At 57.5% G+C, this 26,904-nt stretch carries 21 protein-coding genes; 11 read left to right on the top strand and 10 right to left on the bottom strand.

The window, feature by feature from the left end; genetic code table 11:
- Positions 1-217: 217 nt before the first annotated feature.
- Complete coding sequence (locus tag V3W49_RS09025) at positions 218-898, bottom strand: hypothetical protein (RefSeq protein ID WP_500145019.1); 681 nt, start codon at positions 896-898, stop codon at positions 218-220.
- A 124-nt stretch (positions 899-1,022) separates the two neighbouring features.
- Between V3W49_RS09025 and polB the strand changes: the two genes are divergently transcribed.
- The 4 genes from polB (at position 1,023) to phoC (ending at position 8,068) form a co-directional block, all read left to right on the top strand.
- The gene (gene polB / locus V3W49_RS09020; RefSeq protein WP_500145018.1) at positions 1,023-3,383 is read left to right on the top strand and encodes a DNA polymerase II; all 2,361 of its coding nucleotides are present in this window, start codon (positions 1,023-1,025) and stop codon (positions 3,381-3,383) included.
- Between the two features lie 213 nt (positions 3,384-3,596).
- Complete coding sequence (gene rapA / locus V3W49_RS09015; RefSeq protein ID WP_500145017.1) at positions 3,597-6,503, top strand: RNA polymerase-associated protein RapA; 2,907 nt, start codon at positions 3,597-3,599, stop codon at positions 6,501-6,503.
- Positions 6,504-6,515: 12 nt separating this feature from the next.
- The gene (gene rluA / locus V3W49_RS09010; RefSeq protein ID WP_500145016.1) at positions 6,516-7,172 is read left to right on the top strand and encodes a bifunctional tRNA pseudouridine(32) synthase/23S rRNA pseudouridine(746) synthase RluA; all 657 of its coding nucleotides are present in this window, start codon (positions 6,516-6,518) and stop codon (positions 7,170-7,172) included.
- 149 nt (positions 7,173-7,321) lie between these two features.
- Positions 7,322-8,068 carry an acid phosphatase PhoC gene (gene phoC, locus V3W49_RS09005; protein WP_500145015.1) on the top strand — a complete coding sequence of 249 codons (747 nt, stop codon included), beginning with the start codon at positions 7,322-7,324 and terminating at the stop codon, positions 8,066-8,068.
- Between the two features lie 48 nt (positions 8,069-8,116).
- Here the strand turns inward: phoC and djlA are convergent, their stop codons facing one another.
- Positions 8,117-8,944, bottom strand: a complete 828-nt coding sequence (gene djlA / locus V3W49_RS09000) for a co-chaperone DjlA (protein WP_500145014.1) — start codon at positions 8,942-8,944, stop codon at positions 8,117-8,119.
- 183 nt (positions 8,945-9,127) lie between these two features.
- Between djlA and lptD the strand changes: the two genes are divergently transcribed.
- Genes lptD through apaH form a run of 6 tightly spaced genes read left to right on the top strand, consistent with a single transcriptional unit; the run spans position 9,128 to position 15,861 of the window.
- Positions 9,128-11,482 carry an LPS assembly protein LptD gene (lptD, locus tag V3W49_RS08995; protein WP_500145013.1) on the top strand — a complete coding sequence of 785 codons (2,355 nt, stop codon included), beginning with the start codon at positions 9,128-9,130 and terminating at the stop codon, positions 11,480-11,482.
- A 50-nt stretch (positions 11,483-11,532) separates the two neighbouring features.
- Positions 11,533-12,813, top strand: coding sequence for a peptidylprolyl isomerase SurA (gene surA, locus V3W49_RS08990; RefSeq protein ID WP_500145012.1), 1,281 nt, complete (start codon positions 11,533-11,535; stop codon positions 12,811-12,813).
- On the top strand, positions 12,814-13,803 hold the full coding sequence (gene pdxA / locus V3W49_RS08985; RefSeq protein ID WP_500145011.1) for a 4-hydroxythreonine-4-phosphate dehydrogenase PdxA: 990 nt from the start codon (positions 12,814-12,816) through the stop codon (positions 13,801-13,803).
- Positions 13,800-14,621 carry a 16S rRNA (adenine(1518)-N(6)/adenine(1519)-N(6))-dimethyltransferase RsmA gene (rsmA, locus tag V3W49_RS08980; RefSeq protein WP_500145010.1) on the top strand — a complete coding sequence of 274 codons (822 nt, stop codon included), beginning with the start codon at positions 13,800-13,802 and terminating at the stop codon, positions 14,619-14,621. Before pdxA ends, rsmA begins: the two co-directional genes overlap by 4 nt.
- A 3-nt stretch (positions 14,622-14,624) precedes the next feature.
- A complete protein-coding gene (gene apaG / locus V3W49_RS08975; RefSeq protein ID WP_500145009.1) occupies positions 14,625-15,002 on the top strand; it encodes a Co2+/Mg2+ efflux facilitator ApaG/CorD in 378 nt (125 codons plus the stop codon).
- A gap of 7 nt (positions 15,003-15,009) precedes the next feature.
- Entirely contained in the window at positions 15,010-15,861 is an 852-nt protein-coding gene (apaH, locus tag V3W49_RS08970) for a bis(5'-nucleosyl)-tetraphosphatase (symmetrical) ApaH (RefSeq protein WP_500145008.1), read from the top strand.
- Between the two features lie 14 nt (positions 15,862-15,875).
- Here apaH and folA read toward each other — a convergent pair whose 3' ends face one another.
- Entirely contained in the window at positions 15,876-16,355 is a 480-nt protein-coding gene (gene folA, locus V3W49_RS08965) for a type 3 dihydrofolate reductase (RefSeq protein ID WP_500145007.1), read from the bottom strand.
- 251 nt (positions 16,356-16,606) lie between these two features.
- On the opposite strand from folA, the gene V3W49_RS08960 reads away from it, so the two are divergent.
- On the top strand, positions 16,607-17,221 hold the full coding sequence (locus V3W49_RS08960) for a LysE family translocator (protein WP_500145006.1): 615 nt from the start codon (positions 16,607-16,609) through the stop codon (positions 17,219-17,221).
- A gap of 25 nt (positions 17,222-17,246) precedes the next feature.
- Here V3W49_RS08960 and kefC read toward each other — a convergent pair whose 3' ends face one another.
- The 7 genes from kefC to V3W49_RS08925 all read right to left on the bottom strand — a co-directional run bounded on the left by kefC (position 17,247) and on the right by V3W49_RS08925 (position 26,894).
- Positions 17,247-19,109 (bottom strand): glutathione-regulated potassium-efflux system protein KefC, encoded by a 1,863-nt coding sequence (kefC, locus tag V3W49_RS08955; protein ID WP_500145005.1) that lies wholly within the window; start codon positions 19,107-19,109, stop codon positions 17,247-17,249.
- Positions 19,102-19,632 carry a glutathione-regulated potassium-efflux system oxidoreductase KefF gene (gene kefF, locus V3W49_RS08950; protein WP_500145004.1) on the bottom strand — a complete coding sequence of 177 codons (531 nt, stop codon included), beginning with the start codon at positions 19,630-19,632 and terminating at the stop codon, positions 19,102-19,104. The genes kefC and kefF overlap by 8 nt, the downstream gene beginning before the upstream one ends.
- A 316-nt stretch (positions 19,633-19,948) precedes the next feature.
- Positions 19,949-20,182 (bottom strand): YgdI/YgdR family lipoprotein, encoded by a 234-nt coding sequence (locus V3W49_RS08945; RefSeq protein ID WP_500145003.1) that lies wholly within the window; start codon positions 20,180-20,182, stop codon positions 19,949-19,951.
- A 184-nt stretch (positions 20,183-20,366) separates the two neighbouring features.
- Complete coding sequence (gene carB / locus V3W49_RS08940) at positions 20,367-23,591, bottom strand: carbamoyl-phosphate synthase large subunit (protein ID WP_500145002.1); 3,225 nt, start codon at positions 23,589-23,591, stop codon at positions 20,367-20,369.
- A gap of 18 nt (positions 23,592-23,609) precedes the next feature.
- Entirely contained in the window at positions 23,610-24,758 is a 1,149-nt protein-coding gene (carA, locus tag V3W49_RS08935; protein ID WP_500145001.1) for a glutamine-hydrolyzing carbamoyl-phosphate synthase small subunit, read from the bottom strand.
- Between the two features lie 448 nt (positions 24,759-25,206).
- Positions 25,207-26,028, bottom strand: a complete 822-nt coding sequence (gene dapB, locus V3W49_RS08930) for a 4-hydroxy-tetrahydrodipicolinate reductase (RefSeq protein WP_500145000.1) — start codon at positions 26,026-26,028, stop codon at positions 25,207-25,209.
- Positions 26,029-26,183: 155 nt separating this feature from the next.
- Positions 26,184-26,894, bottom strand: coding sequence for an SDR family oxidoreductase (locus V3W49_RS08925; RefSeq protein ID WP_500144999.1), 711 nt, complete (start codon positions 26,892-26,894; stop codon positions 26,184-26,186).
- Between the last annotated feature and the right edge of the window lie 10 nt (positions 26,895-26,904).

Here is a 26,904-nt window from a genome sequence, read left to right as displayed (position 1 = left end):
TCAATCGCCGCTCCCTGGCAACCCGGGCTTTCCGGCAGTAAAAAACGCCCTTCGGGGCCCCTTCGCTTATCACTCCGGACTTTTCGGACCGGGCGAGAGCCGCCATCCCTGGCGGCCTCGCCCTGTAGCGACATCCTTGTCGCTCCTCCGGCCCTGCGTGAACGCTCCGGCGTTTTTTAAGCCGGGACACAACCCACACTCATTAGCGATGAACGCTTCAATTTCCCAGACTCGTGATGCCGTCTATCAGTGCGCGTAACACCCGCGCCCGGTTCAGGGTAATATCACACAGCAAAATAAAAACCAGCCCAACATAGACCAGGTAATACCACCCCATATAGTTATTAAAAACAATGGTATACAGCCAGTCCTGCATAAAGATATAGCTGTAAGACATAAACCCCGTCGCCAGCAACAGCAACCCTGTCGGCACCAGCAGAGGTCGGATGCGATCCCGGCACAAAAACGCCGTCAGCATGACAGCCAAAAATAGCCCACCGCTGAGCCCGGTAAACAGGCGAAAGTCATGGGTAAGCTGCTCTACCACCTGCTGATACTTTTGCCAGAGCGCGTGAGCGACCTTCCGATGAACGGCCCCCAGCAGGCCGGTGGATTCCGGCAAGCTCTGGTACGCCGCCACATTATCCAGCCTTTCCGCTACAGCCGCCTGTAGCTGCATCTTTAAACGCTCGCGCTGCTCAACCGTACTGGCGATGCGTTTGGCAAGGAAGGTCGGCAGCGTATCCACCCGCCTGTCTATCTCATCGTGCAGCGCCGTGCTAATCACGTAGCGCGATGTTTCCGCCACAAAATCCGGGCGCAAGAAAGTAAGTCCCCACAATAAAATAAACGCCAGACCGCCAGCAGCGCCGCCGATCGCGATCAGATAGCGCATCATCCCCCATCCTTAAGCGGCGTTGGTCATCCCCTGCCACCCCGTAAAAGATTACTGTATGAATTCACATACTCATCCGCCAAATTAGGGCTATAATAACGCCTGAATTTTGATGAAGGAACAGGGCGTGACCGAGACGCGACAGGGCTTTCTGCTCACCCGCCACTGGCGGGATACCCCCCGGGGCACCGAAGTCAGCTTCTGGCTGGCAACCGACCAGGGGCCGCTGCGAGTGGCGCTCCCACCCCAGGAATCGGTCTGCTTTATTCCCGAAGCGCAACGCGAACAAACCACCCACCTACTGGCCGGCGAAAAACACTGGCGACTGGCGGATCTCACCCTGCGCGATTTTCAGCGTCGCCCGGTTTTCGGACTCTACACCCGCCAGCACCGCCAGATGATGCGCCTGGAAAAATTACTGCGCGACGGCGGCGTTCACGTCTGCGAAGCCGATATTCGGCCCCCCGAACGCTACCTGATGGAACGCTTTATCAACGCCCCGGTTCGGGTTAGCGGCGAGCTACAGGGCAACACGCTGATCAATGCCCGCATGGCTCCCGAACCGAGCTATCGCCCACCGCTTAAATGGGCTTCCCTGGATATTGAAACCAGCCGCCATGGCGAGTTGTACTGCATCGGTCTGGAAGGATGCGGCCAGCGCACCGTTTATATGCTGGGGCCGGAAAACGGCAACCGGGAAGCGGTGGATTTCGAACTGGAGTACGTAGCCAGCCGCCCGCGCCTGCTGGAAAAGCTGAACGCCTGGTTTGAACGCCACGATCCCGACGTACTGATTGGCTGGAATCTGGTGCAGTTCGACCTGAGAGTGCTGCAAAAGCACGCGGAACGCTACGGCATCCCTTTGCGCCTGGGCCGGGCTGGCGTGGCGCTCGAATGGCGCGAGCATGGGTTTAAGCCCGGCGTCTGGTTCGCTCAGGCCGAAGGGCGACTGATTATCGACGGCATCGAGGCGCTGAAGTCCGCCTTCTGGAACTTCAGCTCATTCTCGCTGGAGAACGTCGCCAGGGAACTGCTGGGCGAAGGAAAAGCGATTGACGATCCCTGGCAACGCATGGGCGAGATCGAACGCCGCTTTAATGAAGATAAACCGGCGCTTGCCACCTACAACCTGAAGGATTGCGAGCTGGTCACCCGTATTTTCCACAAAACCGAGCTGATGCCGTTTCTGCTGGAACGGGCTACCGTAAACGGCCTGCCGGCCGATCGCCACGGCGGCTCGGTGGCCGCCTTCTGCCATCTCTATTTCCCCCGTATGCACCGCAGCGGCTACGTGGCCCCTAACCTCGGCGAGGTGCCCCCCCAGGGCAGCCCCGGCGGCTATGTGATGGATTCGCGCCCAGGTCTCTACGATTCGGTGCTGGTGCTGGATTACAAGAGCCTGTATCCCTCAATAATCCGTACCTTTTTGATCGATCCGGTGGGGCTGGTGGAAGGTATGGCACATCCCGAACCAGAATGTAGTGTAGAAGGCTTTCTGAACGCCCGTTTTTCCCGCAGCCGCCACTGCCTGCCCGCCATCGTGACCCAAATCTGGGAAGGGCGCGAAGCGGCGAAACGCCAGGGCAACCGCCCGCTCTCCCAGGCGCTGAAGATCATTATGAACGCCTTCTACGGCGTGCTGGGCACCAGCGCCTGCCGCTTCTTCGATCCGCGTCTTGCCTCATCGATCACCATGCGCGGTCATGAGATCATGCGCCTGACCCGGGAATGGATCGAAGCGCAGGGCTTTGATGTGATCTACGGCGATACCGACTCGACCTTTGTCTGGCTGAAGCGAGCATACAGCGACGACGAAGCCCGGGACATTGGACAACGTCTGGCCGACGGCGTAAACCAGTGGTGGCGTCAGCGACTGGGCGAAAACCAGCAGCTTGAAAGCGCGCTGGAACTGGAGTTTGAAACCCACTTCAGCCGTTTTCTGATGCCCACTATTCGCGGCGCCGACGCGGGCAGCAAGAAGCGCTACGCCGGGCTGACCGGCAGCGGAGAAGATCAACATCTGGTCTTTAAAGGGCTGGAGGCGGTACGCACCGACTGGACGCCGCTGGCTCAGGCATTCCAGCGCGAGCTCTATTCGCGCATCTTCCATAACCAGCCCTGGCAGGAGTACGTCCGCGCCACCATCGCCAGCCTGATGGCCGGCGAGTTGGATTCCCAGTTGGTCTATCGCAAACAGCTGCGGCGCCCGCTGGGTGAATATCAGCGCAACGTCCCGCCCCACGTACGCGCCGCCCGACTGGCGGACGAAGAGAACGCCCGACTGGGGCGCCCCGCCCGCTACCAGAACCGTGGCGCCATCAAGTATGTCTGGACCACTCAAGGGCCCGAACCTCTGGAATATCTGCGTTCGCCGCCGGATTACCATCACTACCTGGAGCGCCAGCTTCAACCCGTGGCCGAAGGGATACTGCCCTTTATTGGCGAAGATTTTGCTACACTGGCTACAGGGCAACTGGGGCTTTTTTGACAGGTGACGAACGGCCTGCCATCCAGTACCATAGCGCCCTTCCATTTGACTGAATCTGATTCCGGCCTCCGGCGACGACGCGCGGGAGGTCATATTCCCCCATAGAATTCGCGTAACAGAACCAAACGGTGCCCGGCACTGGCCCCGATTTCTGTTGCCTGAATTCCCGGGGGCATTTTGCCTGCAAATACAGAGAAACAGAGTTAAACAAATATGCCTTTTACCCCTGGTCAACGCTGGATTAGCGATACGGAAAGTGAACTGGGACTGGGTACCGTGGTCGCGCTTGATGCGCGTACGGTGACCCTGCTCTTTCCCGCCACCGGCGAAAACCGCCTCTACGCCAGAAACGACTCCCCCGTCACCCGCGTCATGTTTAACCCGGGCGATACCATCACCAGCCATGAAGGCTGGCAGTTAAAGGTAGATAGCGTCAGCGAGGAAAAGGGACTGCTGACCTATACGGGAACCCGACTCGACACTGGCGAAACCGATGTGGCGCTACGCGAAGTGATGCTCGACAGCAAACTGGTGTTCAGCAAACCACAGGATCGGCTGTTCGCCGGTCAGCTCGACCGCATGGATCGCTTCGCCCTGCGCTATCGGGCACGTCAGTACCAGAGCCAGCAGTATCGTCAGTCCTGGAGCGGCCTGCGCGGTATGCGTACCAATCTGATCCCCCACCAGTTGCACATTGCCCGCGATGTGGGAACCCGTCACGCGCCGCGCGTACTGCTGGCGGACGAAGTGGGCCTGGGTAAGACCATCGAAGCCGGGATGATCATCCATCAGCAGCTCCTTTCCGGCGCCGCCAGCCGGGTGCTGATCGTGGTACCGGAAACCCTCCAGCACCAGTGGCTGGTCGAGATGCTGCGCCGCTTCAATCTGCGCTTCGCCCTGTTCGATGACGATCGCTATACCGAAGCCAGGCATGAGTCCGACAACCCCTTCGAAACCGAACAGCTGGTCATCTGTTCCCTCGATTTTGTGTACCGTAATAAACAGCGCCTGGAACACCTGAGCGACGCGATGTGGGATTTGCTGGTAGTGGACGAAGCCCACCACCTGGTCTGGAGCATCGATGCCCCGAGCCGCGAATATCTGGCCATTGAGCAGATAGCCAGTCAAACCCCCGGCGTTCTGCTACTGACCGCCACCCCTGAACAACTGGGGATGGAGAGCCATTTTGCCCGCCTGCGACTGCTGGATCCCAGCCGCTTCCACGACTTCGAGCACTTTGTGGAAGAGCAGCAGCACTACCGCCCGGTGGCCGATGCCGTCGCCCTGCTACTGAAAGGCGAACGTCTGAACGACGAAGCGCTAAACGCCATCAGCGAACTGCTGGGCGAGCAGGATATTGAACCGCTGCTACAAACCGCCAACGGCGATCGCGATGGCAGCGAAGCCGCGCGCCGCGAACTGATTACCATGCTGATGGACAGGCACGGCACCAGTCGCGTGCTGTTCCGTAACACCCGTGGTGGGGTGAAGGGGTTCCCCCAGCGCGAGCTGCACACCATTTGCCTGCCGCTGCCGCCCCAGTACCAGACCGCCATTAAAGTCTCCGGCATCATGAGTTCGCGCCAGTCGCCGGAAGAGCGGGCGCGGGATATGCTCTACCCCGAACAGATTTACCAGGCGTTTGAAGGTGACAGCGGCACCTGGTGGAACTTCGATCCCAGGGTCGAATGGCTGATGGGCTGGCTAACCAGCCACCGCTCTCAGAAGGTGCTGGTAATTTGCTCCCGCGCCGATACTGCGCTTCAACTGGAGCAGGTGCTACGCGAACGTGAAGGTATTCGCGCCGCCGTGTTCCATGAAGGCATGTCGATTATCGAACGTGACCGCGCCGCCGCCTGGTTCTCCGAAGAGGATACCGGCGCTCAGGTGCTGCTGTGCTCAGAGATCGGTTCTGAAGGCCGTAACTTCCAGTTCGCCAGCCACCTGGTGATGTTCGATCTGCCCTTTAACCCGGATTTGCTGGAGCAGCGTATCGGCCGTCTGGATCGTATCGGTCAGGCTCACGATATTCAGATCCATATTCCATATCTGGAAAAGACCGCCCAGTCGGTGCTGGTACGCTGGTATCACGAAGGCCTCGACGCCTTCGAGCATACCTGTCCCACCGGCCGCGCCATCTACGATAGCGTCTATCCGCAGCTTATCGGCTATCTGGCCAATCCGGACAATATGGACGGCTTCGACGAGCTTATCACCCAATGCCGTAAACAGCATGAAGCCCTGAAGGCTCAACTGGAACAGGGGCGTGACCGCCTGCTGGAACTGCACTCCAACGGCGGTGAACAGGCCCAACAGCTGGCGGAAGAGATAGCCGCGCAGGATAACGATATCCAGCTGGTCAATTTCGCCATGAATCTGTTCGATATTATCGGCATCAACCAGGACGATCGCGGCGACAATATGATCGTGCTGACCCCTTCCGACCACATGCTGGTGCCGGATTTCCCGGGTCTGCCGGAAGATGGCTGCACCATTACCTTCGATCGCGATGTGGCGCTGTCCCGCGAAGACGCCCAGTTTGTTACCTGGGAACATCCTATTATTCGCAACGGTCTGGATCTGATTGTCTCAGGCAGCACCGGAAGCAGCGCCATCTCTCTGCTGAAGAATAAAGCGCTGCCGGTGGGCACGCTGCTGCTGGAACTGGTGTACGTGGTCGAAGCCCAGGCGCCAAAACAGCTACAGTTGCATCGCTTCCTGCCGCCGACGCCGGTGCGCATGCTGCTGGACAAAAGCGGCGCCAACCTGGCAGGCCAGGTCGAGTTCGAAAGCTTTAACCGCCAGCTAAGCGCCGTTAACCGCCATACCGGCAGTAAACTGGTCAACGCCATGCAGCAGGACGCTCACGCCATCCTGCAACTGGCGGAACCGCAAATGGACGAGGCCGCCCGTCAACTGATAGACGCCGCCCGCGCTGAAGCCGACGAAAAGCTCAGCGCCGAATATGCGCGCCTGGAAGCGCTAAAGGCGGTAAACCCCAACATCCGCGATGACGAGCTGGAAGCCATCGAGCACAACCGTCAGCAGGTGCTGGAGGCGCTGGATCAGGCCAGTTGGCGTCTGGATGCGCTGCGCCCCATTGTGGTCACGCACCAGTAACCGGAGCCCAAAATGCTGGAACCCTACAACCCACCGACGGATCCCTGGCTGGTCATCCTCTACCAGGATGAACACATCATGGTGGTCAATAAACCGAGCGGCCTGCTCTCGGTGCCTGGGCGGCTCGAAGAGCACAAAGACAGCGTAATGACGCGTATTCAGCGCGACTTTCCGCAGGCCGAGTCGGTGCATCGCCTGGATATGGCCACCAGCGGCGTTATTGCGGTGGCGCTGACCAAGCCCGCCGAGCGCGAGCTGAAACGCCAGTTCCGCGAGCGGGAGCCGCAAAAGCAGTATCTGGCGCGGGTGTGGGGCCATCCTGAGCAGGAAGAAGGTCTGGTGGATCTGCCACTTATCTGCGACTGGCCGAACAGGCCAAAGCAGAAGGTGTGCTACGAGACGGGTAAACCGGCCCAGACCCTGTATGAAGTGCTGGAATATGGTGCGGACAACACGGCACGGCTGCTGCTCAAGCCGATTACCGGGCGTTCGCACCAGCTTCGCGTCCATATGCAGGCGCTGGGGCACCCGATCCTCGGCGATAAGTTCTATGCCACGCCAGAAGCGCTGGCGCGCGCGGATCGCCTGCTGCTCCACGCCTGGACCTTAACCATTACCCATCCCGAATACGGGAGCAGCATGACCTTCCGGGCGCCAGCGGATTTCTGAGCGCAAAACGGGCGCGATATAATCGCGCCCGTTTTTTTATCTCTCTGAATAATGTCGTATCACGCACAGAAATCCAGACGTCATCCCCCGGATAATAGCAGAAGGACTTTTCCTGAATTAAAGTCTCCTGCCGTTAAAAAGGATGAAAAATGAAAAAAGTAGTTCTCCCTCTGTGTCTTTCTTTATTGTCATTCAACCTGTTAGCTGCAAACCCGCCAGGGAACGATGTCACCACCAAACCCGATCTTTACTACCTTAAGAGCAGTCAGGCTCCGGACAGTCTGGCGCTGCTGCCGCCTCCGCCGGAACCTGGCAGTCTCCTGTTCGCTAACGATCAGGCGATGTATGAAAAGGGGCGCCTGCTGCGAAATAGCCCGCGCGGAAAGCAGGCCATCGAGGATGCTAATCTGGCGGCAGGCGGTATCGCCACCGCCTTTTCCGGTGCTTTCGGGTATCCGATTACCGCCAAAGAGGCGCCCGAAATCTATAAGTTGCTAACCAATATGATTGAGGATGCCGGCGATCTGGCGACCCGGAGCGCAAAAGAGAAGTATATGCGTATCCGGCCTTTTGCCTTCTACGGCGTGCCAACCTGCAACACCAAAGAACAGGATAAACTATCCACTAACGGCTCCTATCCTTCTGGCCACACCTCCATTGGCTGGGCCTCGGCGCTGGTGCTGGCGGAAATCAACCCCGAAGCGCAGGACAGCATCCTTAAGCGCGGTTATGAACTGGGCCAGAGCCGGGTTATCTGCGGCTACCACTGGCAGAGCGATATCGACGCCGCCCGCGTCGTCGCGTCTGCGGTAGTGGCTACCTTGCACACCAACTCCGCCTTCCAGCAGCAGTTGCAGAAGGCAAAAGCGGAATTCGCGCAGCTGAAGCAAAAATAAACGCACACGGGATCGCGCCTGCCGGCGGGATCCCGTTTTTAATATCCGTTACTTAATATTTTTCGCTGTTTTCACCAGCTCCCACGCTTTCTGAATCTCCTGGGCTTTCTGGCGGGCCATCTCCATCATCTCCGGCGGCAACCCTTTGGCTACCAGCTTATCCGGATGATGTTCGCCCATCAGCTTGCGATATGCCCGCTTGATGGCGGCAGGATCGTCATTGGGGCTCACCCCCAACACGCTGCAGGCATCTTCGAGGGTCGGCCCGCTCTGCGCCTGGCGGGGGCCGCCGCCAGCCTGTTGCTGATACTGCTGGTAGTAAAAACCGCCACCAAAACTGGCGCCGCCCTGCATCATACGCAGGAACTGGTCGAACTGAGCGCGGGAGATCCCCAACTCTTCGCCAATCACATACAGTACATCCCGCTCTCTGGGATGTAGCGATCCATCCGCCAGCGCCGCGCGAGTCTGAATTTCAAGAAACATCCGAATTAAATCAAAGCGCCCGAAGCAGGCGCTGCGCAGCTGACGCAGTTTCTCGCGTAGCGGATAATCGCTCTGTTTCCCCACCCGAAAAGCATGCTGGGCGGCGGTACGCGACTCTCCGTGCAGTTGCATCTGATCCATTAACTGCGAAGCGGCTTCGATATCAGCCTGAGTCACACGCCCTTTGGATTTTGTCAGATGCCCCATGACTTCAAAGGTGGTGGCAAAAAACAGCGCCTGACGCTGCTGCTGGCTGGCGAACAGCACGCTGCGGCGGCTACGCACCCGGTCGAACAAATGTCCGATTAACAGTCCCGCCACGACGCCCCAGAAGCCACCGCCCATCAACAACCCCATGGCAGCACCCACTACTTTACCCAAATACTGCATATACTCCCCAAATCGTCATGCCGTGCGACGGAAATTGCATTATCATACCTGTCATTCGGAGCGCTGCCTAACAGGCGAGCTCAAAAACGGACAGGATAAGACTGGCGCGTTGCCGCCTGGTAAGTTAGTCTCTGAGCGTTTGCCGACGCGAAGCCACTGATGACGGAACAACGAAAAAAACGTATGAAAAAACGTATTCCCACTTTGCTGGCCACCCTGATTGGTTCAGCGCTCTATAGCCAGTCAGGGATGGCTGCGGATCTCGCCTCGCAGTGTATGCTCGGCGTGCCTAGCTATAATCGCCCACTGGTGGAAGGTGACACCAACAAGTTGCCGGTAACTATTAACGCCGACCGCGCAAAAGGGGATTATCCCGATAATGCGGTATTTACCGGTAATGTGGATATCCAACAGGGTAACAGCCGTCTGCAAAGCGATGAAGTCCAGCTTCATCAGAAACAGGTGCAGGGCCAGCCGGACCCGGTACGTACCGTTGACGCCCTGGGCAATGTGCACTACGACGACAATCAGGTCATCCTGAAAGGTCCGAAAGCCTGGTCCAATCTGAATTCCAAAGATACTAACGTCTGGAAAGGCGACTACCAGATGGTTGGCCGTCAGGGGCGTGGTACCGCTGACCTGATGAAGCAGCGTGGCGAAAACCGCTACACCATTCTTGAAAACGGAACCTTTACCTCTTGTCTGCCAGGCTCCAACACCTGGAGCGTGGTGGGCAGCGAGGTTATCCACGACCGCGAAGAGCAGGTCGCAGAAATCTGGAACGCCCGCTTTAAAATCGGCCCTGTGCCGGTATTCTACAGCCCTTACCTGCAGTTGCCGGTGGGTGACAAGCGGCGTTCAGGCTTTCTGATCCCCAACGCCAAATACAGTTCTAACAGCGGCGTTGAGTTCACGCTCCCGTACTACTGGAACATTGCACCGAACTTCGACGCCACCATTACGCCACACTACTATCAGGATCGCGGCAACGTCCAGTGGCAGAACGAGTTCCGCTACCTGACCCACTTTGGCTCCGGTATTGTCGAATTCGACTACCTGCCGTCTGACAGCCAGTACCGCGAAGATCACCCGAGCGAAGATCGTAACCGCCGCTGGCTATTCTACTGGCAGCATAGCGGGGTCGTGGATAAGGTGTGGCGTTTCAACGTTAACTACACCAAAGTTAGCGACCAGTACTACTTTAACGACTTCGATTCCGAATACGGCGACAGTACCGACGGCTATGCCACCCAGAAATTTAGCGTCGGCTACGCGAATGAAAACTTTGACGCCACGCTATCGAGCAAAAATTTCCAGGTGTTCGCCGATCAGCGTTCCCGAAATTCATATCGCGCCGAACCACAGCTCGATGTGAACTACTACATGAACGACCTGGGCCCGTTCGACGCCCATATTTACGCCCAGGCGGTAAAATTCACCAACGTTAACGACAATTTGCCGGAAGCGACGCGTCTGCACGTCGAACCGTCCATTAACCTGCCGGTCTCTAACGGTTGGGGCAGCCTGAACACCGAAGTGAAGATGCTGGCCACCCACTACCAGCAGGACAACCTGAATCGCTACCGGAAGTATGCCGGGAATAACGCCGCCGATCTGGATGGCACCGTTAACCGCGTCATGCCGCAGTTCAAGGTGGATGGCAAACTGGTGTTCGAGCGCGATATGAACTGGGCCGAAGGCTATACCCAGACCCTGGAGCCGCGCGCTCAGTATCTGTATCGCCCCTATCGCGACCAGAGCAATATCTATAGCTACGACTCCACCTTCCTGCAGTCCGACTACAGCGGCCTGTTCCGCGACCGGACTTACGGCGGTCTCGACCGTATCGACTCCGCCAATCAGGTGACTACCGGTCTGACCTCGCGTATTTATGATGACAACGCCGTGGAACGTTTTAACGTTTCCCTGGGTCAAATCTACTACTTCACTGAGTCACGTACCGGTAGTGACGATATTAACTGGGAAAAAGACAAGAAGACCGGTTCGATGGTGTGGGCAGGCGATACCTACTGGCGTATCAGCGATCGCTGGGGCCTGCGCGGCGGACTGCAGTACGATGCACGTCTGAACAATATTTCCACCGGCAGCGGCGCGCTGGAATACCGCAAAGATGCCGACCGTCTGGTGCAGCTGAACTACCGCTATGCCAGCCCGGAATATATCCGCGCCTCGCTGCCGAACTTCGCCAGCTCAGATCGCTATAAAGACGGCATCAACCAGGTCGGCGTCACCGCCAGTTGGCCGATTGTTGATCGCTGGTCCGTGGTGGGCGCCTATTACTACGACACCAACACCCACCAGCCCGCTGACCAGATGCTTGGCGTGCAGTATAACTCCTGCTGCTACGCAATCCGTGTCGGTTACGAGCGTAAGCTCAACGGCTGGGAACATAACAAGAGCGCATACGACGAGAAGATCGGTTTCAACATCGAACTGCGTGGCCTGAGTTCCAACTATGGTCTCGGCACTCAGCAGATGCTGCGTTCGAACATTCTGCCGTATCAGAGTTCGCTGTAACTGATGTTTAAAACAATCCGCTCCGCGGTAAATTCGGAAATGGAAAAAGTATGAAGAACTGGAGAACGCTGCTTATTGGTATCGCCCTGGTGGCGAATACCGCCTTCGCTGCCCCGCAGGTCGTCGACAAGGTCGCCGCCGTTGTTAATAACGGGGTGGTGCTGGAAAGCGACGTGAACGGCCTGATGCAGTCGGTCAAGCTTAATGCACGACAGGCAGGCCAGCAGCTCCCGGACGACAACACGCTGCGCCATCAGATCATGGAGCGTCTGATCATGGATCAGATAATCCTGCAAATGGGGCAGAAAGCGGGAGTACAAATTAGCGACGAGCAGCTCGATCAGGCTATCGCCAACATCGCGGCCCAGAACCATATGTCCGTCGATCAGTTGCGCAGCCGCCTGGCCTACGAAGGCCTGGACTACGCCACCTACCGCAATCAGATCCGCAAAGAGATGATAATCGCCGAAGTACGTAACAACGAAGTGCGCCGTCGCATTACCATTCTGCCGCAGGAAGTAGAGCAGTTGTCCAAACAGGTGGCTAACCAGAATGATGCCAGCACCGAGCTGAATCTGAGTCACATTTTGATTCCGCTGCCGGAAAATCCCAGCTCTGCCCAGGTTAACGAAGCCGGGCAGCAGGCGACCTCTATCGCTGAACAGGCGCGTAACGGCGCTGATTTCGGCAAGCTGGCTATCACTTACTCCGCCGATGGCTCTGCCCTGAAGGGCGGTCAGATGGGCTGGGGACGTATCCAGGAGCTGCCGTCCATTTTCGCCCAGGCGCTGAGCACCGCGAAGAAAGGCGATATTATCGGGCCAATCCGTTCCGGCGTGGGTTTCCATATCCTGAAAGTGAACGATCTGCGCGGTCAGACTCAGAATATTTCTGTGACCGAAGTGCATGCCCGCCACATTCTGCTGAAGCCGTCGCCGATCATGAACGATCAGCAGGCGCGTCAGAAGCTGGAGCAGATCGCCAGCGACATTCGCAGCGGCAAAACCACATTCTCCCGCGCGGCGAAAGAGTTCTCTGAAGATCCCGGTTCCGCTAACCAGGGCGGCGACCTTGGCTGGGCGACCCCGGATATCTACGATCCGGCCTTCCGTGATGCGCTGATGCATCTGCAGCGCGGTCAGCTTAGCGCGCCGGTGCACTCCTCGTTCGGTTGGCACCTGATCGAGCTGCTGGACAGTCGCAAGGTCGATAAAACCGACGCGGCCCAGAAGGATCGCGCCTATCGTATGCTGTTTAACCGTAAGTTCGCTGAAGAAGCGCAAACCTGGATGCAGGAGCAGCGCGCCAGCGCCTACGTGAAGATTCAATAAATGATGAATACAGAACGTGTGGCGATCACTCCCGGCGAACCCGCCGGGATTGGTCCCGACCTGGTCGTCGCGCTCTCAGAGCGCGACTGGCCGGTGGAGCTGGTCGTCTGTGCTTCACCGACTCTGCTGCGCGAACGCGCAGCATTACTCAACCATCCCCTACAGCTTCTCCCTTATCAGCCAGACTCTCCTGCCCGCCCCCAGAAAGCAGGGACGTTAACGGTCTGCGAAATCCCCTTGCGCGCGCCTGCGACGCCGGGCCTGCTTGATGTCGCTAACGGCCAATACGTCACCGACACCCTGTCCCGCGCCTGCGATGGCTGCCTGAGCGGTGAATTCTCTGCTATCGTTACCGGGCCGGTGCATAAGGGTATTATCAACGATGCCGGAATCCCCTTTACCGGCCATACCGAGTTTCTGGAACAGCGCGCCGGTAGCGAGAAAGTGGTAATGATGCTGGCGACCGAAGAGCTGAGAGTCGCGCTGGCCACCACGCATCTGCCGCTGCGGGCAGTGGCAGACGCCATTACCGCCCCGCTGTTGCGCCAGGTGCTGACTATCCTGCATCAGGATCTGCAGCGTAAGTTCGGCATCAGCCAGCCCCATATTCTGGTCTGCGGTCTGAATCCACACGCCGGCGAAGGGGGCCACCTGGGTACGGAGGAGACAGACACGTTGATTCCGGTGCTGGACGAGATGCGCGCCAGCGGCATGCGTCTGACCGGCCCGCTTCCCGCCGATACTCTGTTTCAGCCCAAATATCTGGACTGCGCCGATGCGGTTCTTGCGATGTACCACGATCAGGGCCTGCCCGTGTTAAAATATCAGGGGTTCGGGCGAGCGGTGAATATCACGCTGGGTCTGCCCTTCATTCGCACTTCAGTCGACCACGGCACCGCCCTTGAACTGGCGGGTCAGGGAAAGGCTGACGTCGGTAGTTTTACCACGGCGCTTAATCTCGCCATTAAAATGATTGTTAATAGTCAATGAATAATCGAGTCCACCAGGGCCATTTCGCCCGTAAACGCTTCGGGCAAAACTTTTTAAATGACCCGTTCATTATCGACAGCATCGTCAGCGCGATTCATCCCCAAAAGGACGAGGCGCTGGTCGAGATCGGCCCGGGTCTGGCCGCACTCACCGAACCCGTTGGCGAACGGCTCGATAAGCTGACCGTCATCGAACTGGACCGCGATCTGGCAGCCCGCCTGAAAACTCACCCGTTCCTGGGGCCGAAGCTGACTATCTATCAGCAGGATGCCATGACCATGGACTTCGCTGCCCTTGCCAGAGAGCAGGGACAGCCGCTGCGCGTTTTCGGAAACCTGCCGTACAACATCTCCACGCCGCTGATGTTCCATCTCTTTAGCTATACTGACGCCATAAAGGATATGCACTTTATGCTGCAGAAGGAGGTGGTTAAGCGCCTGGTTGCAGGCCCGAACACGAAAGCGTATGGTCGTTTAAGCGTCATGGCGCAATATTACTGTCAGGTGATCCCGGTTCTGGAAGTGCCACCAGGGGCTTTCACACCGCCGCCCAAAGTCGATTCCGCCGTGGTACGCCTGGTGCCGCACGCTACGTTGCCGCATCCTGTAAAAGACTTACGGCTGCTGGAACGCATCACCAGCGAGGCCTTTAATCAGCGTCGCAAAACGATTCGCAACAGCCTCGGCAACCTGTTCACCGTAGAGGCGCTGACCGAGTTAGGTATCGATCCGGCAATGCGGGCGGAAAACATTTCCGTTGCTGTTTATTGTCAGATGGCCAACTACTTAGCAGAGAATCCGCCGTCGAAGGAGAGCTGACCCATGTCTGATTCACCCCGCGTTTGCGTTCAGGTGCAGAGCGTCTACATTGAATCGCAATCCACCCCCGATGAGGAGCGCTTTGTCTTCGCCTATACCGTCACTATCCGCAACCTGGGGCGCACGCCTGTGCAACTGCTGAGCCGATACTGGCTTATCACTAACGGCAATGGTCGCGAGACCGAAGTTCAGGGTGAAGGCGTCGTTGGGCAGCAGCCGCATATCGCTGCGGGGGGAGAATATCAGTACACCAGTGGCGCCGTCATCGAGACGCCCTTCGGCACCATGCAGGGCCATTATGAGATGATCGACGCCGCGGGCTCTGCCTTCCGCATCGCCATTCCGGTTTTCCGGCTGGCGGTTCCATCCTTCATACACTGATAACACAATGTCGACATATCTGATTGGCGATGTCCACGGTTGCTACGATGAGTTGATTGCCCTGCTCAGGCAGGTTTCGTTCACTCCCGGCCAGGATCAACTGTGGCTTACCGGAGATCTGGTGGCCCGCGGCCCCGGCTCGCTGGAAGTTTTACGCTACGTACGTTCGCTGGGAGACGCCGCGCGTATCGTACTGGGCAACCACGATCTGCACCTGCTGGCGGTTTATGCCGGCATCAGCCGCAACAAACCCAAAGATCGCGTGACCCAACTGCTGGAAGCGCCGGATGCCGACGCGCTGATTAACTGGCTGCGTCGCCAGCCCCTGTTGCAGGTGGATGAAGAGAAAAACCTGGTGATGGCCCATGCCGGTATAACGCCGCAGTGGGATTTGCCAACCGCCAGGGCCTGCGCCCGGGATGTGGAGGCGGTGCTGTCCAGCGATAGCTACCCGCTGTTCCTCGATGCGATGTACGGCGATATGCCCAATAACTGGAGTACCGAGCTGAAAGGGCTGGCGCGGCTGCGCTTTATCACCAACGCCCTGACTCGCATGCGCTACTGCTTTCCTAATGGTCAACTGGAAATGTACTGCAAAGATACGCCGGAAAACGCCCCGGCGCCGCTGAAGCCCTGGTTTGCGATTCCCGGACCAGTGACGCGGTCTTACAGCATCGCTTTCGGTCACTGGGCCTCGCTGGAAGGCAAAGGCACGCCGGAAGGCATTTACGCGCTGGATACCGGCTGCTGCTGGGGCGGCGTCATGACCTGTCTGCGCTGGGAAGATAAAGCCTGGTTTACCCAGCCTTCTCGCCGCCAGAGTGATAACGACAGCGGCGAAACCGCCGCCGCATCCTGAACAAATGGAGCGCCTTAACGGCGCTCCAGCACCTCGAAACAGTAGCTGTGAGAGTTGTTCTCATCAGCGTCATGAAACTCGCTAAACACCGACTGCCACTCATCCGGCTCGTACTCCGGAAAATGGGTATCCCCTTCCACCTCTGCATCAATATGGGTCAGATAGAGGCGTCGGGCCTGAGGCAGGAAATGCTGATAAATCTTACCGCCGCCGATAATCATAATTTCCGGCACCTCGCCACAGGCAGCAATCGCCGCTTCTGGCGTAGGCACCCAGGTAACGCGGGCGTCGTCGCCGGGGCTACGGCTAATCACAATATTCTGACGCCCCGGCAGCGGACGACCAATTGATTCCCACGTCCTGCGCCCCATCACCACGGGCTTGTCCAGCGTGTTGCGCTTAAACCAGGCCAGGTCGGCCGGCAAACTCCACGGCATGGCGTTTTCCATACCAATTACGTGGTCGGCCGCCAGAGCGGCAATCAGACTGATCATTGTTAAAATCCCCGGGTCAAAAAATTGTCGCCACTATACGGAAAGCCGCAGGTTTCGTCGACGGATGCAGCACAAGGTGCTGTAGAAAATCTCTGCCGTATCACATACCCGCGGCCGGACATTCTGGCAAACTCACGCGGGTTGCGACAGCGGGCCTGCGATGGCAGCCGCTTTGCGCACTGTAAATCTCCCTGCACAAGCGTAAAGGCCAGGGTATAGTGCAGAATTCGAACGCCTGAAAGAGTCAGAATATGCTGGAAACTACTCTGCTTATCGCAACTATCGCTACCCTGGGAATGCTTTCTCCCGGGCCAGACTTTTTTCTGGTAATCAAAAACGCGGCCCGCTATACGCGCCCGGCGGCGCTAATGACCTGTGCCGGGGTTATCTCTGGCGTGGCGACCCATATGAGCTACTGCGTGGCCGGACTGGCCGTGGTAATCACCACTACGCCCTGGCTGTTCGGGCTGTTGAAGTACGCCGGGGCCGCTTATCTGGTCTGGGTCGGCCTGCACGCCCTCTTTTCCCGGGGCGGTGGCAAGATGGACGTCAGTCAGTACAGCCCCCGGCAAACCACGCTGAAAAAGGCGTTTCTCCAGGGCTATTTATGCAACTTGCTGAATCCCAAAGCGACGCTTTTCTTCCTGGCGATGTTTACTCAGGTGTTAAGCATAAATTCCGGTCCAGGTGAAAAACTATGGTATGCCGGCGTGATTGTCGGACTGTCAGCGATCTGGTGGCCACTGCTGGTATTACTGATTCAGAGCGACCCCGTGCGTAAAGGACTGGCCAGAACACAAAAGATTGTCGACAAGCTCCTGGGCGGAGTGCTGCTGGCGCTGGGCATCAAGGTCGCATTAAGTTAAGGCCCTCCCGGGGGAGGGCCTGGATTTACACTTCGGGCTTCGCCGCTGGCTCATCCGCCAGATCGCCGCTATGTAGACCCTCTTCGGTTCCCTGCCAGCCCAGCCTCTGACCGGTATTAAGGTGGTTGCGATCCTGATTGATAATTTCCGTCAGCATCGCGCCTGAACGCTGGTAAATGGCGGCGCGGGTGGCGGTATCGCTTTCACCGTTGACCAGCTCTTCCACCATCCGAATATTGAAACGCCGGAAGTGATCCGCCCGCTCCCTGGCCTCATAGCCGCCAACGCCCAGCGCTTCCAGCGTCATACGTCCCGCTCTGAGCGCGCCTTCAAAGGTTTCTCGCTCCGGCTGCTCAATACCGACCTGACGCAGACGAATATAGTGATCCACATCGCGGGCCCTGGCGACGATCTTCAGGTGCGGAAAGTGCTCTCTGGCAAGCTCCGTCAGTTGCATATTGACCTGGGGATCGTCTATGGCATTAATCAGTACCTCGGCTTTTTCGGCGCCGGCGGACTCCAGCAGATCGAGACGCGTGGCGTCGCCGTAGAACACCTTCATCCCAAATTTACGCAGGGTTTCAATATGATCCGGATCGTGATCCAGCACCACCATCTTCACGCCGCTGGTAAACAGCAGACGACCGGCAATCTGGCCAAAGCGGCCAAAACCAGCGATGATCACCCGGGGCTGTTCTTCATCGATATCGTCGGCCTCCCCCTGCTGCTGAGCGCCGCTCTTCTCCAGTTTCGCCAACAGCACCAGCAGCAGCGGCGTAATCGCCATAGACAGCGCCACCGCCAGCGTCAGGGACTTGGCCCAGCCGTCGTCCAGCACCTGCGCCATATGGGCCGCCCCGAAAACCACGAAGGCGAATTCGCTGCCCTGTCCCAGCAGCGCCGCAAAGGTGCGCCACTGACGACGCGGTACCCGCAGCGGCCAGCCGATGGCCCAGAGCACCACGCCTTTAATCACCTGAAATCCCACCAGCAACACAACCACCCGCAGGGGGTTATCGATAAGCGTACCGAAGTCGATGGACATGCCGACACCGATAAAAAACAGCCCCAGCAACAGCCCCTTAAACGGTTCGATATCGCTCTCCAGCGCATGGCGATATTCAGAGCTGGCCAGCAGTACCCCGGCCAGAAAAGCGCCCATCGCCATGGAAAGCCCCGCCTCTTCCAGCAGCAGCCCGAAGCCAAATACCAGAAACAGCGCCACGGCGCTGAATACTTCCCGCAGGCCAGACCGCGCCACAAAACGCAGCATCGGGCGCGTAACGTAGCGGCCCAGCAGGATGACCAGCGCCAGCGCCCCCGCCACCTTCAGCGCCGACAGGGTAAAAGCGCCCAGCGTCGTGGCGGCGCCGCTGCTGGCCAGTAGCGGAATCATCGCCACCAGTGGAATCGCGGCGATATCCTGGAACAGTAGCAGCGCGAAGGCGCTACGCCCCATGGGACTCACCGTCAGGTTGCGTTCGTTCATCGCCTGCATGGCGATAGCCGTAGAAGAGAGCGCCAGCGTCAGCCCGACCAGCGCTGCCACCTGCCAGCGCAGCCCCAGCGCTACGCAGAATCCCCCCAATGCCAGGCCGCAGGCCGCCATCTGCAAAAATCCGCCGCCAAATACCGAGGCGCGTAACCGCCACAGACGCTGCGGATCGAGCTCCAGACCGATGACGAACAGCATCAGCACCACGCCGATTTCGGCAAAATGCAGAATAGTTTCGGCATCGGTCACCAGCCGCAAACCCCAGGGGCCGATAATACAACCGGCAATCAGATAGCCGAGTACCGATCCCAGCCCAAGACGCACCGCGATGGGCACAATCAGCGCGGCGGATCCAAGATAGATCAGCGCCTGTATCATGCTATGGCTATCCATTATCCACCTCCTGCCAGTCCAGCAGGCGCTGCCGGTAACGCGCCGCGTGCATTTTCATGACCTCATCTTCGCAAATAAAGGCATCGTGCAGCGTGAATGGCCGCAGCCAGTTCAGTCCGCAATAGAGCGCGGTCGCCTGAAGCGGCTGTGCCAGAACCTCAAAACCGGGGTGCTCGCCCAGTTCGAAATGATGTTCGCTGCCGCCGGTGGTCACCGCCCACATCAGACTCTTGCCACGCAGCGCCCTGCCCCCTTCGCCATAGGCCCAACCGTGGGACAGCACTTTATCGATCCACAGCTTCATCAGCGGCGGAATGCTGTACCACTGCATGGGATGCTGCCAGATAATCAAATCGGCTTTGGCCATCGCCGCCTGTTCAGCCCCGACATCGATATTAAAGTCAGGATACAGGTGATACAGCGTGCGAATCTCCACCCCAGCTAAATCCCGTACCTGCTCCAGCATGCTGCGATTCGCATGGGAGTGCTCAGGATAGGGATGTGCATAAATAATCAGAATCATAAACATCCACTGCGTTGTTATCGTCTTCTTCGTTTAGCGCACAGGGATAACGGGCAGAGGCCGCGAAAGAGTGGAATAAGGAAGCGAATCGCCGTCCGTCGCTGCTTAAAGGATCCCTGGCGGGAAACATCCACAAAGAGTGTAGTCCGTTAACTTCTGACCTGACAGAGGGAAGTGAGAATGTACTGAAAAAATCGGAGGGCTGCGTGAGAAAAAAAGGAAATATCGTACTACGAGGTGGACACAGCAGCCCCGCGCTCGCTGTGCCCGTGCCCCTGATGCTGGTTCAGGGACGCCACCTCAGGTCGTGAAACCCTTAGTTATCCAGTTCGTTCATGGACTTAACCTGATCGCGGTTAATCTGTTCGGTTCTGCCGGTCTCGGCATTTTTGTAGGAGACCAGGCCGGTGTCGTCATCCACCTGAGGCTTACCGTCGGTGACAATGGTTTTGCCATCGGTGGTTTTGATGGACTGATTCGACGAGCAACCGCCGACCAAGAGCAGAGCCACTGCAGCAAGCGTAGAAGTAACAAGGAGTCTGGTACGCATAGTTTTCTCCTGACAATGTGATCGTTTTTCTCATCCGTCCCTACACTATAGCTAAATCGTCGCCTTCCGACAGGTTCTGACGCTAAAAGCAGAGGAGTCTTAAGAAAAGTTTCCCCAGTAAATCAATGAAAAACGGCCCCCGCCAGAGCGGGAGCCGTCTCAGTGACAGGCAGCCAGGTCGCGCTTATTTTGCCATCTGCGCGTGCATTTCCTGAACCGAAATAACCTGGTCGGTGGCATTGGCATTCAGCGACATCGCTGTAGCAAAACCGCCGTTCAGGGTGGTGTCGTAGTGCACCTTATACTGCAGCGCGCTGCGGCGAATAACGCGGGAATCCTCAATCGCCTGGCGGCCAGCGGTGGTGTTGATAATGTAGCTGTACTCACCGTTCTTAATGCGATCCTGGATATGCGGGCGCCCCTCGTGCACCTTGTTAACCAGGCGCGGATTGATACCCGCCTCGCCCAGCACAATGGCGGTGCCGTGGGTAGCGTCCAGCTCGAAGCCATGCTTAATCAGCCTGGCCGCCAGATCAACCACCCGCTCTTTATCGCCTTCGCGCACCGAAAGCAGGGCGCGGCCCCCTTTCTGCATCTTGCTCTGGCTGCCCAGCATCGCCTTGGCGAACGCTTCGGCAAAGGAGCGACCAACCCCCATCACCTCACCGGTAGAGCGCATTTCCGGCCCCAGCAGCGGATCAACGCCCGGGAACTTGTTGAACGGCAGCACCACCTCTTTCACTGAATAGTAAGGCGGAATCACCTCTTCAGTGTGCCCCTGGCTCGCCAGACTCTGACCCGCCATGACGCGTGCCGCTACCTTAGCCAGCTGTACGCCAGTCGCTTTGGAGACGAAAGGCACGGTACGCGCCGCCCGCGGGTTCACCTCAATCAGGTAGACTTCGTTGTCCTTCACCGCGAACTGCACGTTCATCAGGCCGCGCACCTGGAGTTCAAAGGCCAGTTTACGCACCTGATCGCGCATCACATCCTGAATCGACTGGCTCAGGGTATAGGCCGGCAGCGAACAGGCGGAGTCGCCGGAGTGCACGCCAGCCTGTTCAATATGCTCCATAATGCCGCCAATCAGCACCGTATCACCGTCGCAGATAGCGTCGACATCCACTTCTACCGCATCATCCAGGAAGTGGTCGAGCAGTACCGGCGCATCGTTAGAGACGCTGACCGCCGTCTTGAAATAGCGCTTGAGGTCCATTTCGTCATAGACGATTTCCATAGCGCGGCCGCCCAGAACGTAAGAGGGGCGTACCACCAGCGGGTAGCCTATCTCTTTCGCCTTCTCAACCGCCTGTTCAATGGTGGTCACAGTGGCGTTAGCCGGCTGCTTCAGCTTCAGCCTTTCCACCGCCTGCTGGAAGCGTTCGCGGTCTTCCGCACGGTCGATAGCATCCGGGCTGGTACCGATAATCGGCACGCCGGCGGCTTCCAGGTCGCGGGCCAGTTTCAGCGGAGTCTGACCGCCATACTGCACGATAACCCCTTTCGGCTGCTCGACGCGCACGATTTCCAGCACGTCTTCCAGCGTTACCGGCTCGAAGTAGAGGCGGTCGGACGTGTCATAGTCGGTGGAAACCGTCTCCGGATTACAGTTCACCATGATGGTTTCATAACCATCTTCGCGCAGCGCCAGCGCGGCATGTACGCAGCAGTAATCAAACTCGATGCCCTGGCCGATACGGTTTGGGCCACCGCCCAGCACCATAATCTTGTCGCGCTGCTGGTTGGGGCGCGATTCGCACTCCTCTTCCCACGTGGAATACATATAGGCGGTATCGGTGGCGAACTCGGCGGCGCAGGTATCCACGCGCTTATAGACCGGATGCAGACCAAACTTCTCACGCAGCTTGCGGATTTCGCCTTCGCGCACGCCCACCAGTTTCGCCAGCCGCGCATCGGAGAAGCCTTTACGCTTCAGCTGACGCAGGAAGGTCGAATTCAGGCCGGTAATACCGACTTCCGCCACCTGCTCTTCCAGGCGCACCAGCTCTTCAATCTGCACCAGGAACCAGCGGTCGATATTGGTCAGGTTGAAGACGCCGTCCACCGACAGCCCGGCACGGAAAGCATCGGCGATATACCAGATACGCTCGGCACCGGCATCCTTCAGTTCGCGACGGATTTTGGTTAGCGCTTCCGGGTCATCAAGGCTGACTTTCGGGTCAAAGCCGGTGGCGCCGACTTCCAGACCGCGCAGCGCTTTCTGCAGCGACTCCTGCTGGGTACGGCCGATGGCCATGACCTCGCCTACCGACTTCATCTGAGTCGTCAGACGGTCATTGGAACCTGCAAATTTCTCGAAGTTAAAGCGCGGAATCTTGGTAACCACATAGTCAATGGAAGGCTCAAACGAGGCCGGGGTACGCCCGCCGGTGATATCGTTCATCAGCTCGTCCAGGGTATAGCCCACCGCCAGCTTGGCCGCCACTTTAGCAATCGGGAAGCCGGTGGCTTTCGATGCCAGCGCCGACGAGCGCGATACGCGCGGGTTCATTTCAATGACGATCAGGCGGCCGGTTTTCGGATTCACCGCGAACTGAACGTTAGAGCCGCCGGTTTCCACACCTATCTCACGCAGTACCGCCATCGAGGCGTTACGCATGATCTGGTACTCTTTATCGGTCAGGGTCTGCGCCGGAGCGACGGTAATAGAGTCACCGGTGTGAATCCCCATCGCATCGAAGTTCTCAATTGAGCAGACGATGATGCAGTTATCGTTGCGATCGCGCACCACCTCCATCTCGTACTCTTTCCAGCCAATCAGCGACTCATCTATCAGCAGTTCATTGGTCGGAGAGAGATCCAGGCCACGCTGGCAAATCTCTTCAAACTCTTCGCGGTTATACGCGATGCCACCGCCGGTGCCGCCCATGGTAAAGGAGGGACGGATAATGCAGGGGAATCCGACATCTTCGGCAACAGCCAGCGCTTCATCCATGGTGTGCGCAATGCCAGAGCGAGCGGTTTCCAGGCCGATCTTCTTCATCGCGACGTCGAAACGACGACGATCTTCCGCTTTATCAATGGCATCCGCGGTGGCGCCAATCATGGCAACGCCGAACTCTTCCAGTACGCCCTGACGTTCCAGCTCCAGCGCGCAGTTAAGCGCGGTCTGACCACCCATGGTCGGCAGCACCGCATCCGGGCGCTCTTTTTCAATGATCTTACGCACCACTTCCCAGTGGATCGGCTCAATATAGGTAGCATCCGCCATATCCGGGTCGGTCATGATGGTGGCCGGGTTGGAGTTCACCAGAATGACCCGGTAGCCTTCTTCGCGCAGCGCCTTGCAGGCCTGAGCGCCGGAATAGTCGAATTCACACGCCTGGCCGATCACAATCGGGCCGGCGCCAAGAATCAGGATGCTTTTAATATCGGTACGTTTTGGCATGGCTCTTCTTGCTCCTGATTATTTCGCGCTGTGGCGATGTTGCTCAATAAGCTCAATAAAGTGGTCGAACAGCGGGGCAGCGTCGTGCGGGCCGGGGCTTGCTTCGGGATGCCCCTGGAAGCTAAACGCGGGCTTGTCGGTGCGGTGAATCCCCTGCAGGGTACCGTCGAACAGCGAACGGTGGGTCGCACGCAGATTTTCCGGCAGTGTGCTTTCATCGACCGCAAAACCGTGGTTCTGCGCCGTGATCATGACGCAATCCCTGTCCAGATCTTTCACCGGGTGGTTGCCACCGTGATGGCCGAATTTCATCTTCACGGTGCGAGCGCCGCTGGCCAGAGCCAGCAGCTGATGGCCAAGGCAGATGCCGAACACAGGGATATCGGTTTCCAGAAAGCGGGTAATCGCTTCAATGGCATAGTCGCAGGGTTCCGGATCGCCAGGACCGTTAGAGAGGAAGATGCCATCCGGATTCATTTTCAACACCTCTTCCGCCGGCGTCTGGGCGGGTACAATCGTCAGTCGGCAGCCGCGATCCACCAGCATGCGCAGAATATTACGCTTGGCGCCATAGTCGTAGGCCACCACGTGATACGCCAGCGCCTCTTCGCTCTGCTCTTCAGGCAGGCCACCCTGCAACGTCCAGCTTCCCTGACGCCAGTAGTTTACGGTATTGCAGGTCACTTCTTTCGCAAGGTCCATTCCCTTAAGACCCGGGAAAGCCCGCGCCTGCGCCAGCGCGCTGGCGGCATCGGGATTATCGCCGGCAATAATACAGCCATTCTGAGCCCCCTTCTCGCTTAACAGGCGCGTCAGTTTGCGGGTATCGATATCGGCAATGGCCACAATATTGTGGCGCTTCAGGTAGCTGGAGAGATCTTCAGTGCTCCGGAAGTTGCTGGCAATAATAGGCAGATCGCGAATTACCAGCCCCTGAGCATGTACCCGGGAAGACTCTTCGTCGGCCATGTTGGTACCGACATTACCGATATGAGGATAAGTAAGAGTGACAATCTGGCGGGAATAGGAAGGGTCGGTGAGGATTTCTTGATAACCGGTCATTGAAGTATTGAAAACGACCTCTCCCACGGCCGATCCTAATGCCCCAATGGCCCGACCGTGGAATTGGGTTCCGTCTTCCAGAACCAACAGCGCTGACTTAATCAAAACGTCCTCCAGGGAATAAACAGTCACTTTTATTGCATAGTAATTCATACCATAAGGAAGAATCAATGCAATTACCGCACGACACGGCGAATTTTTGACAAACGGCGGCATTCTAGAGAGAGGCGGAGGGAAAGTCCAGCCTTAAGGGTGTTTTTTATTATTATTTTGAGTATCTGAAGAGAAATTTAAGGAGTAACAATCAAAAAAAGCAAAAAACCAGGCCACAAAAGGGTCTTTATGGCGAAGAAAATTAAAAAACCATTCTATCACAGCTAAGCAAAGTAGACCAAATGGTCAAAATTTACCAAAAATGATATAGAAAAGCATGAAAACAAAAAATTATAACAACTTCAGGCAAAATAAACACCAAAACCAATAAATAAAAAGGGTGACAAAATATCACCCTGACAATCAATATATTATGATTGAAATTACCACATCACACGGCTTACAACTCATTGAGTTCCAGCACATCACGCATATCGTAAAGGCCAGTTTTTTTCGTCATTAACCACAAAGCAGATCGAACAGCGCCATTTGCAAAAGTCATCCGGCTGGAAGCCTTGTGAGTTATCTCGATACGCTCGCCGATATCTGCAAACATTGCCGTATGTTCGCCAACGATATCGCCTGCACGAACCGTCGCAAAACCAATGGTTCCAGGCAGGCGCTCACCCGTATGACCTTCGCGGGACCAGACCGCGCACTGTTTCAGATCCTTGCCCAGCGCATCAGCGATGGTTTCTCCCATCGCCAGCGCAGTGCCGGATGGAGCGTCCACTTTATGACGATGATGGGCCTCAATAATTTCAATATCAGTATGATTGCCCATGACCTTTGCGGTCTTTTCCAGTAGCTTCAGCAGGACATTAACCCCAACGCTAAAGTTAGCGGCGAAAACGACCGGTATTTCACTGGCAGCGTCCTGAATCGCCTGCTTTCCGGCATCGTCAAAACCCGTAGTGCCGATCACGATGCCTTTAGCATGCTGACGACAAAAGGCCAGGTGGTTCAGCGTTCCTTCCGGACGGGTAAAGTCGATCAACACATCGAAATCGTCAACGACATCCTCAAGTGCGGTGGCGACGCTCACCCCGCAGCGCCCGATCCCCGCCAGCTCACCGGCATCGCTGCCCGCAAGCGTCGACCCCGAACGCTCCAGCGCCGCTCCCAGCGTTACCCCTTGCGCCTGCGTCGCCGCCTGAATCAACTGGCGGCCCATTCTTCCCCCGGCGCCGGCTATAGCGACGCGAACCTGTGCATCATGCATATCTGTCTTGTACTCTTAATAATGAACTGTCGAATAAAACGCTCTCAGATTAGCCAGCCCGGGCCCGGGCCGCCAGCCGAAAGCCCCAATAATTAGAAATTTATGACAAAACGGCTTCAGTATCAGTAAAAGGCATTGCCGCTCTCCGATGACGACTAAGGCTGAAACTGCCAGCCGCCGTCACCGTGGTAGATCATCTGGCGCGTCATACCGCCATCGATACAGATATTCTCGCCGGTGATAAATCCGGCCTTTTCGCTGCACAGAAACAGCGCCATATGAGCGATATCCAGTGGATTGCCCACTCGCCCCACCGGGTGTTGAGCGGCGTCCGGCCCCTGATAATCGGTAAAATTGGTATCGATCCAGCCCGGCGAAATAGCATTAACCCGCGCTTTTCCCGCCAGGCTCACTGCCAGTGCGTGAGTCAGCGCCGAGATCCCCCCTTTAGCGGCCGTATAGCTTTCCGTATTGGGCTGGCTCATGCGGTCGCGGGACGACGAGATATTGATAATAGCGGCCCCCGGGCGAAAACAGGGCGCAAAGCGTTTGCTGAGCCAGAAAGGGGCGCTGATCCCCACCTGTAACGCCTCGTTGAACTGCCGCCAGCTCAGATTTTCGATACCGCCATTCATAAACATGGCGTTATTAATCAGGAAATCCACCGCGCCGTGACGGGCAATCACCCTATCGGCGAAGTGGTTCAGATCGGACTCACTGGCCAGATCGCCGGTAAAGGTACACCCCGGCTGTTTATCGATACTGCATACGGTCGCCCCCGCCTGCTCAAAGGCCTGTACCAGGGTTTTACCAATACCGGCCGCGCCGCCAGTGATTACTGCGATTTTGCCGTTAAATTCCGCCATGCACTCCTCC

The organism is Rosenbergiella sp. YN46 (genome assembly GCF_036620675.1).
Classification (GTDB): domain Bacteria; phylum Pseudomonadota; class Gammaproteobacteria; order Enterobacterales; family Enterobacteriaceae; genus Jejubacter.
This window is presented reverse-complemented; position numbering and strand designations above follow the sequence as displayed.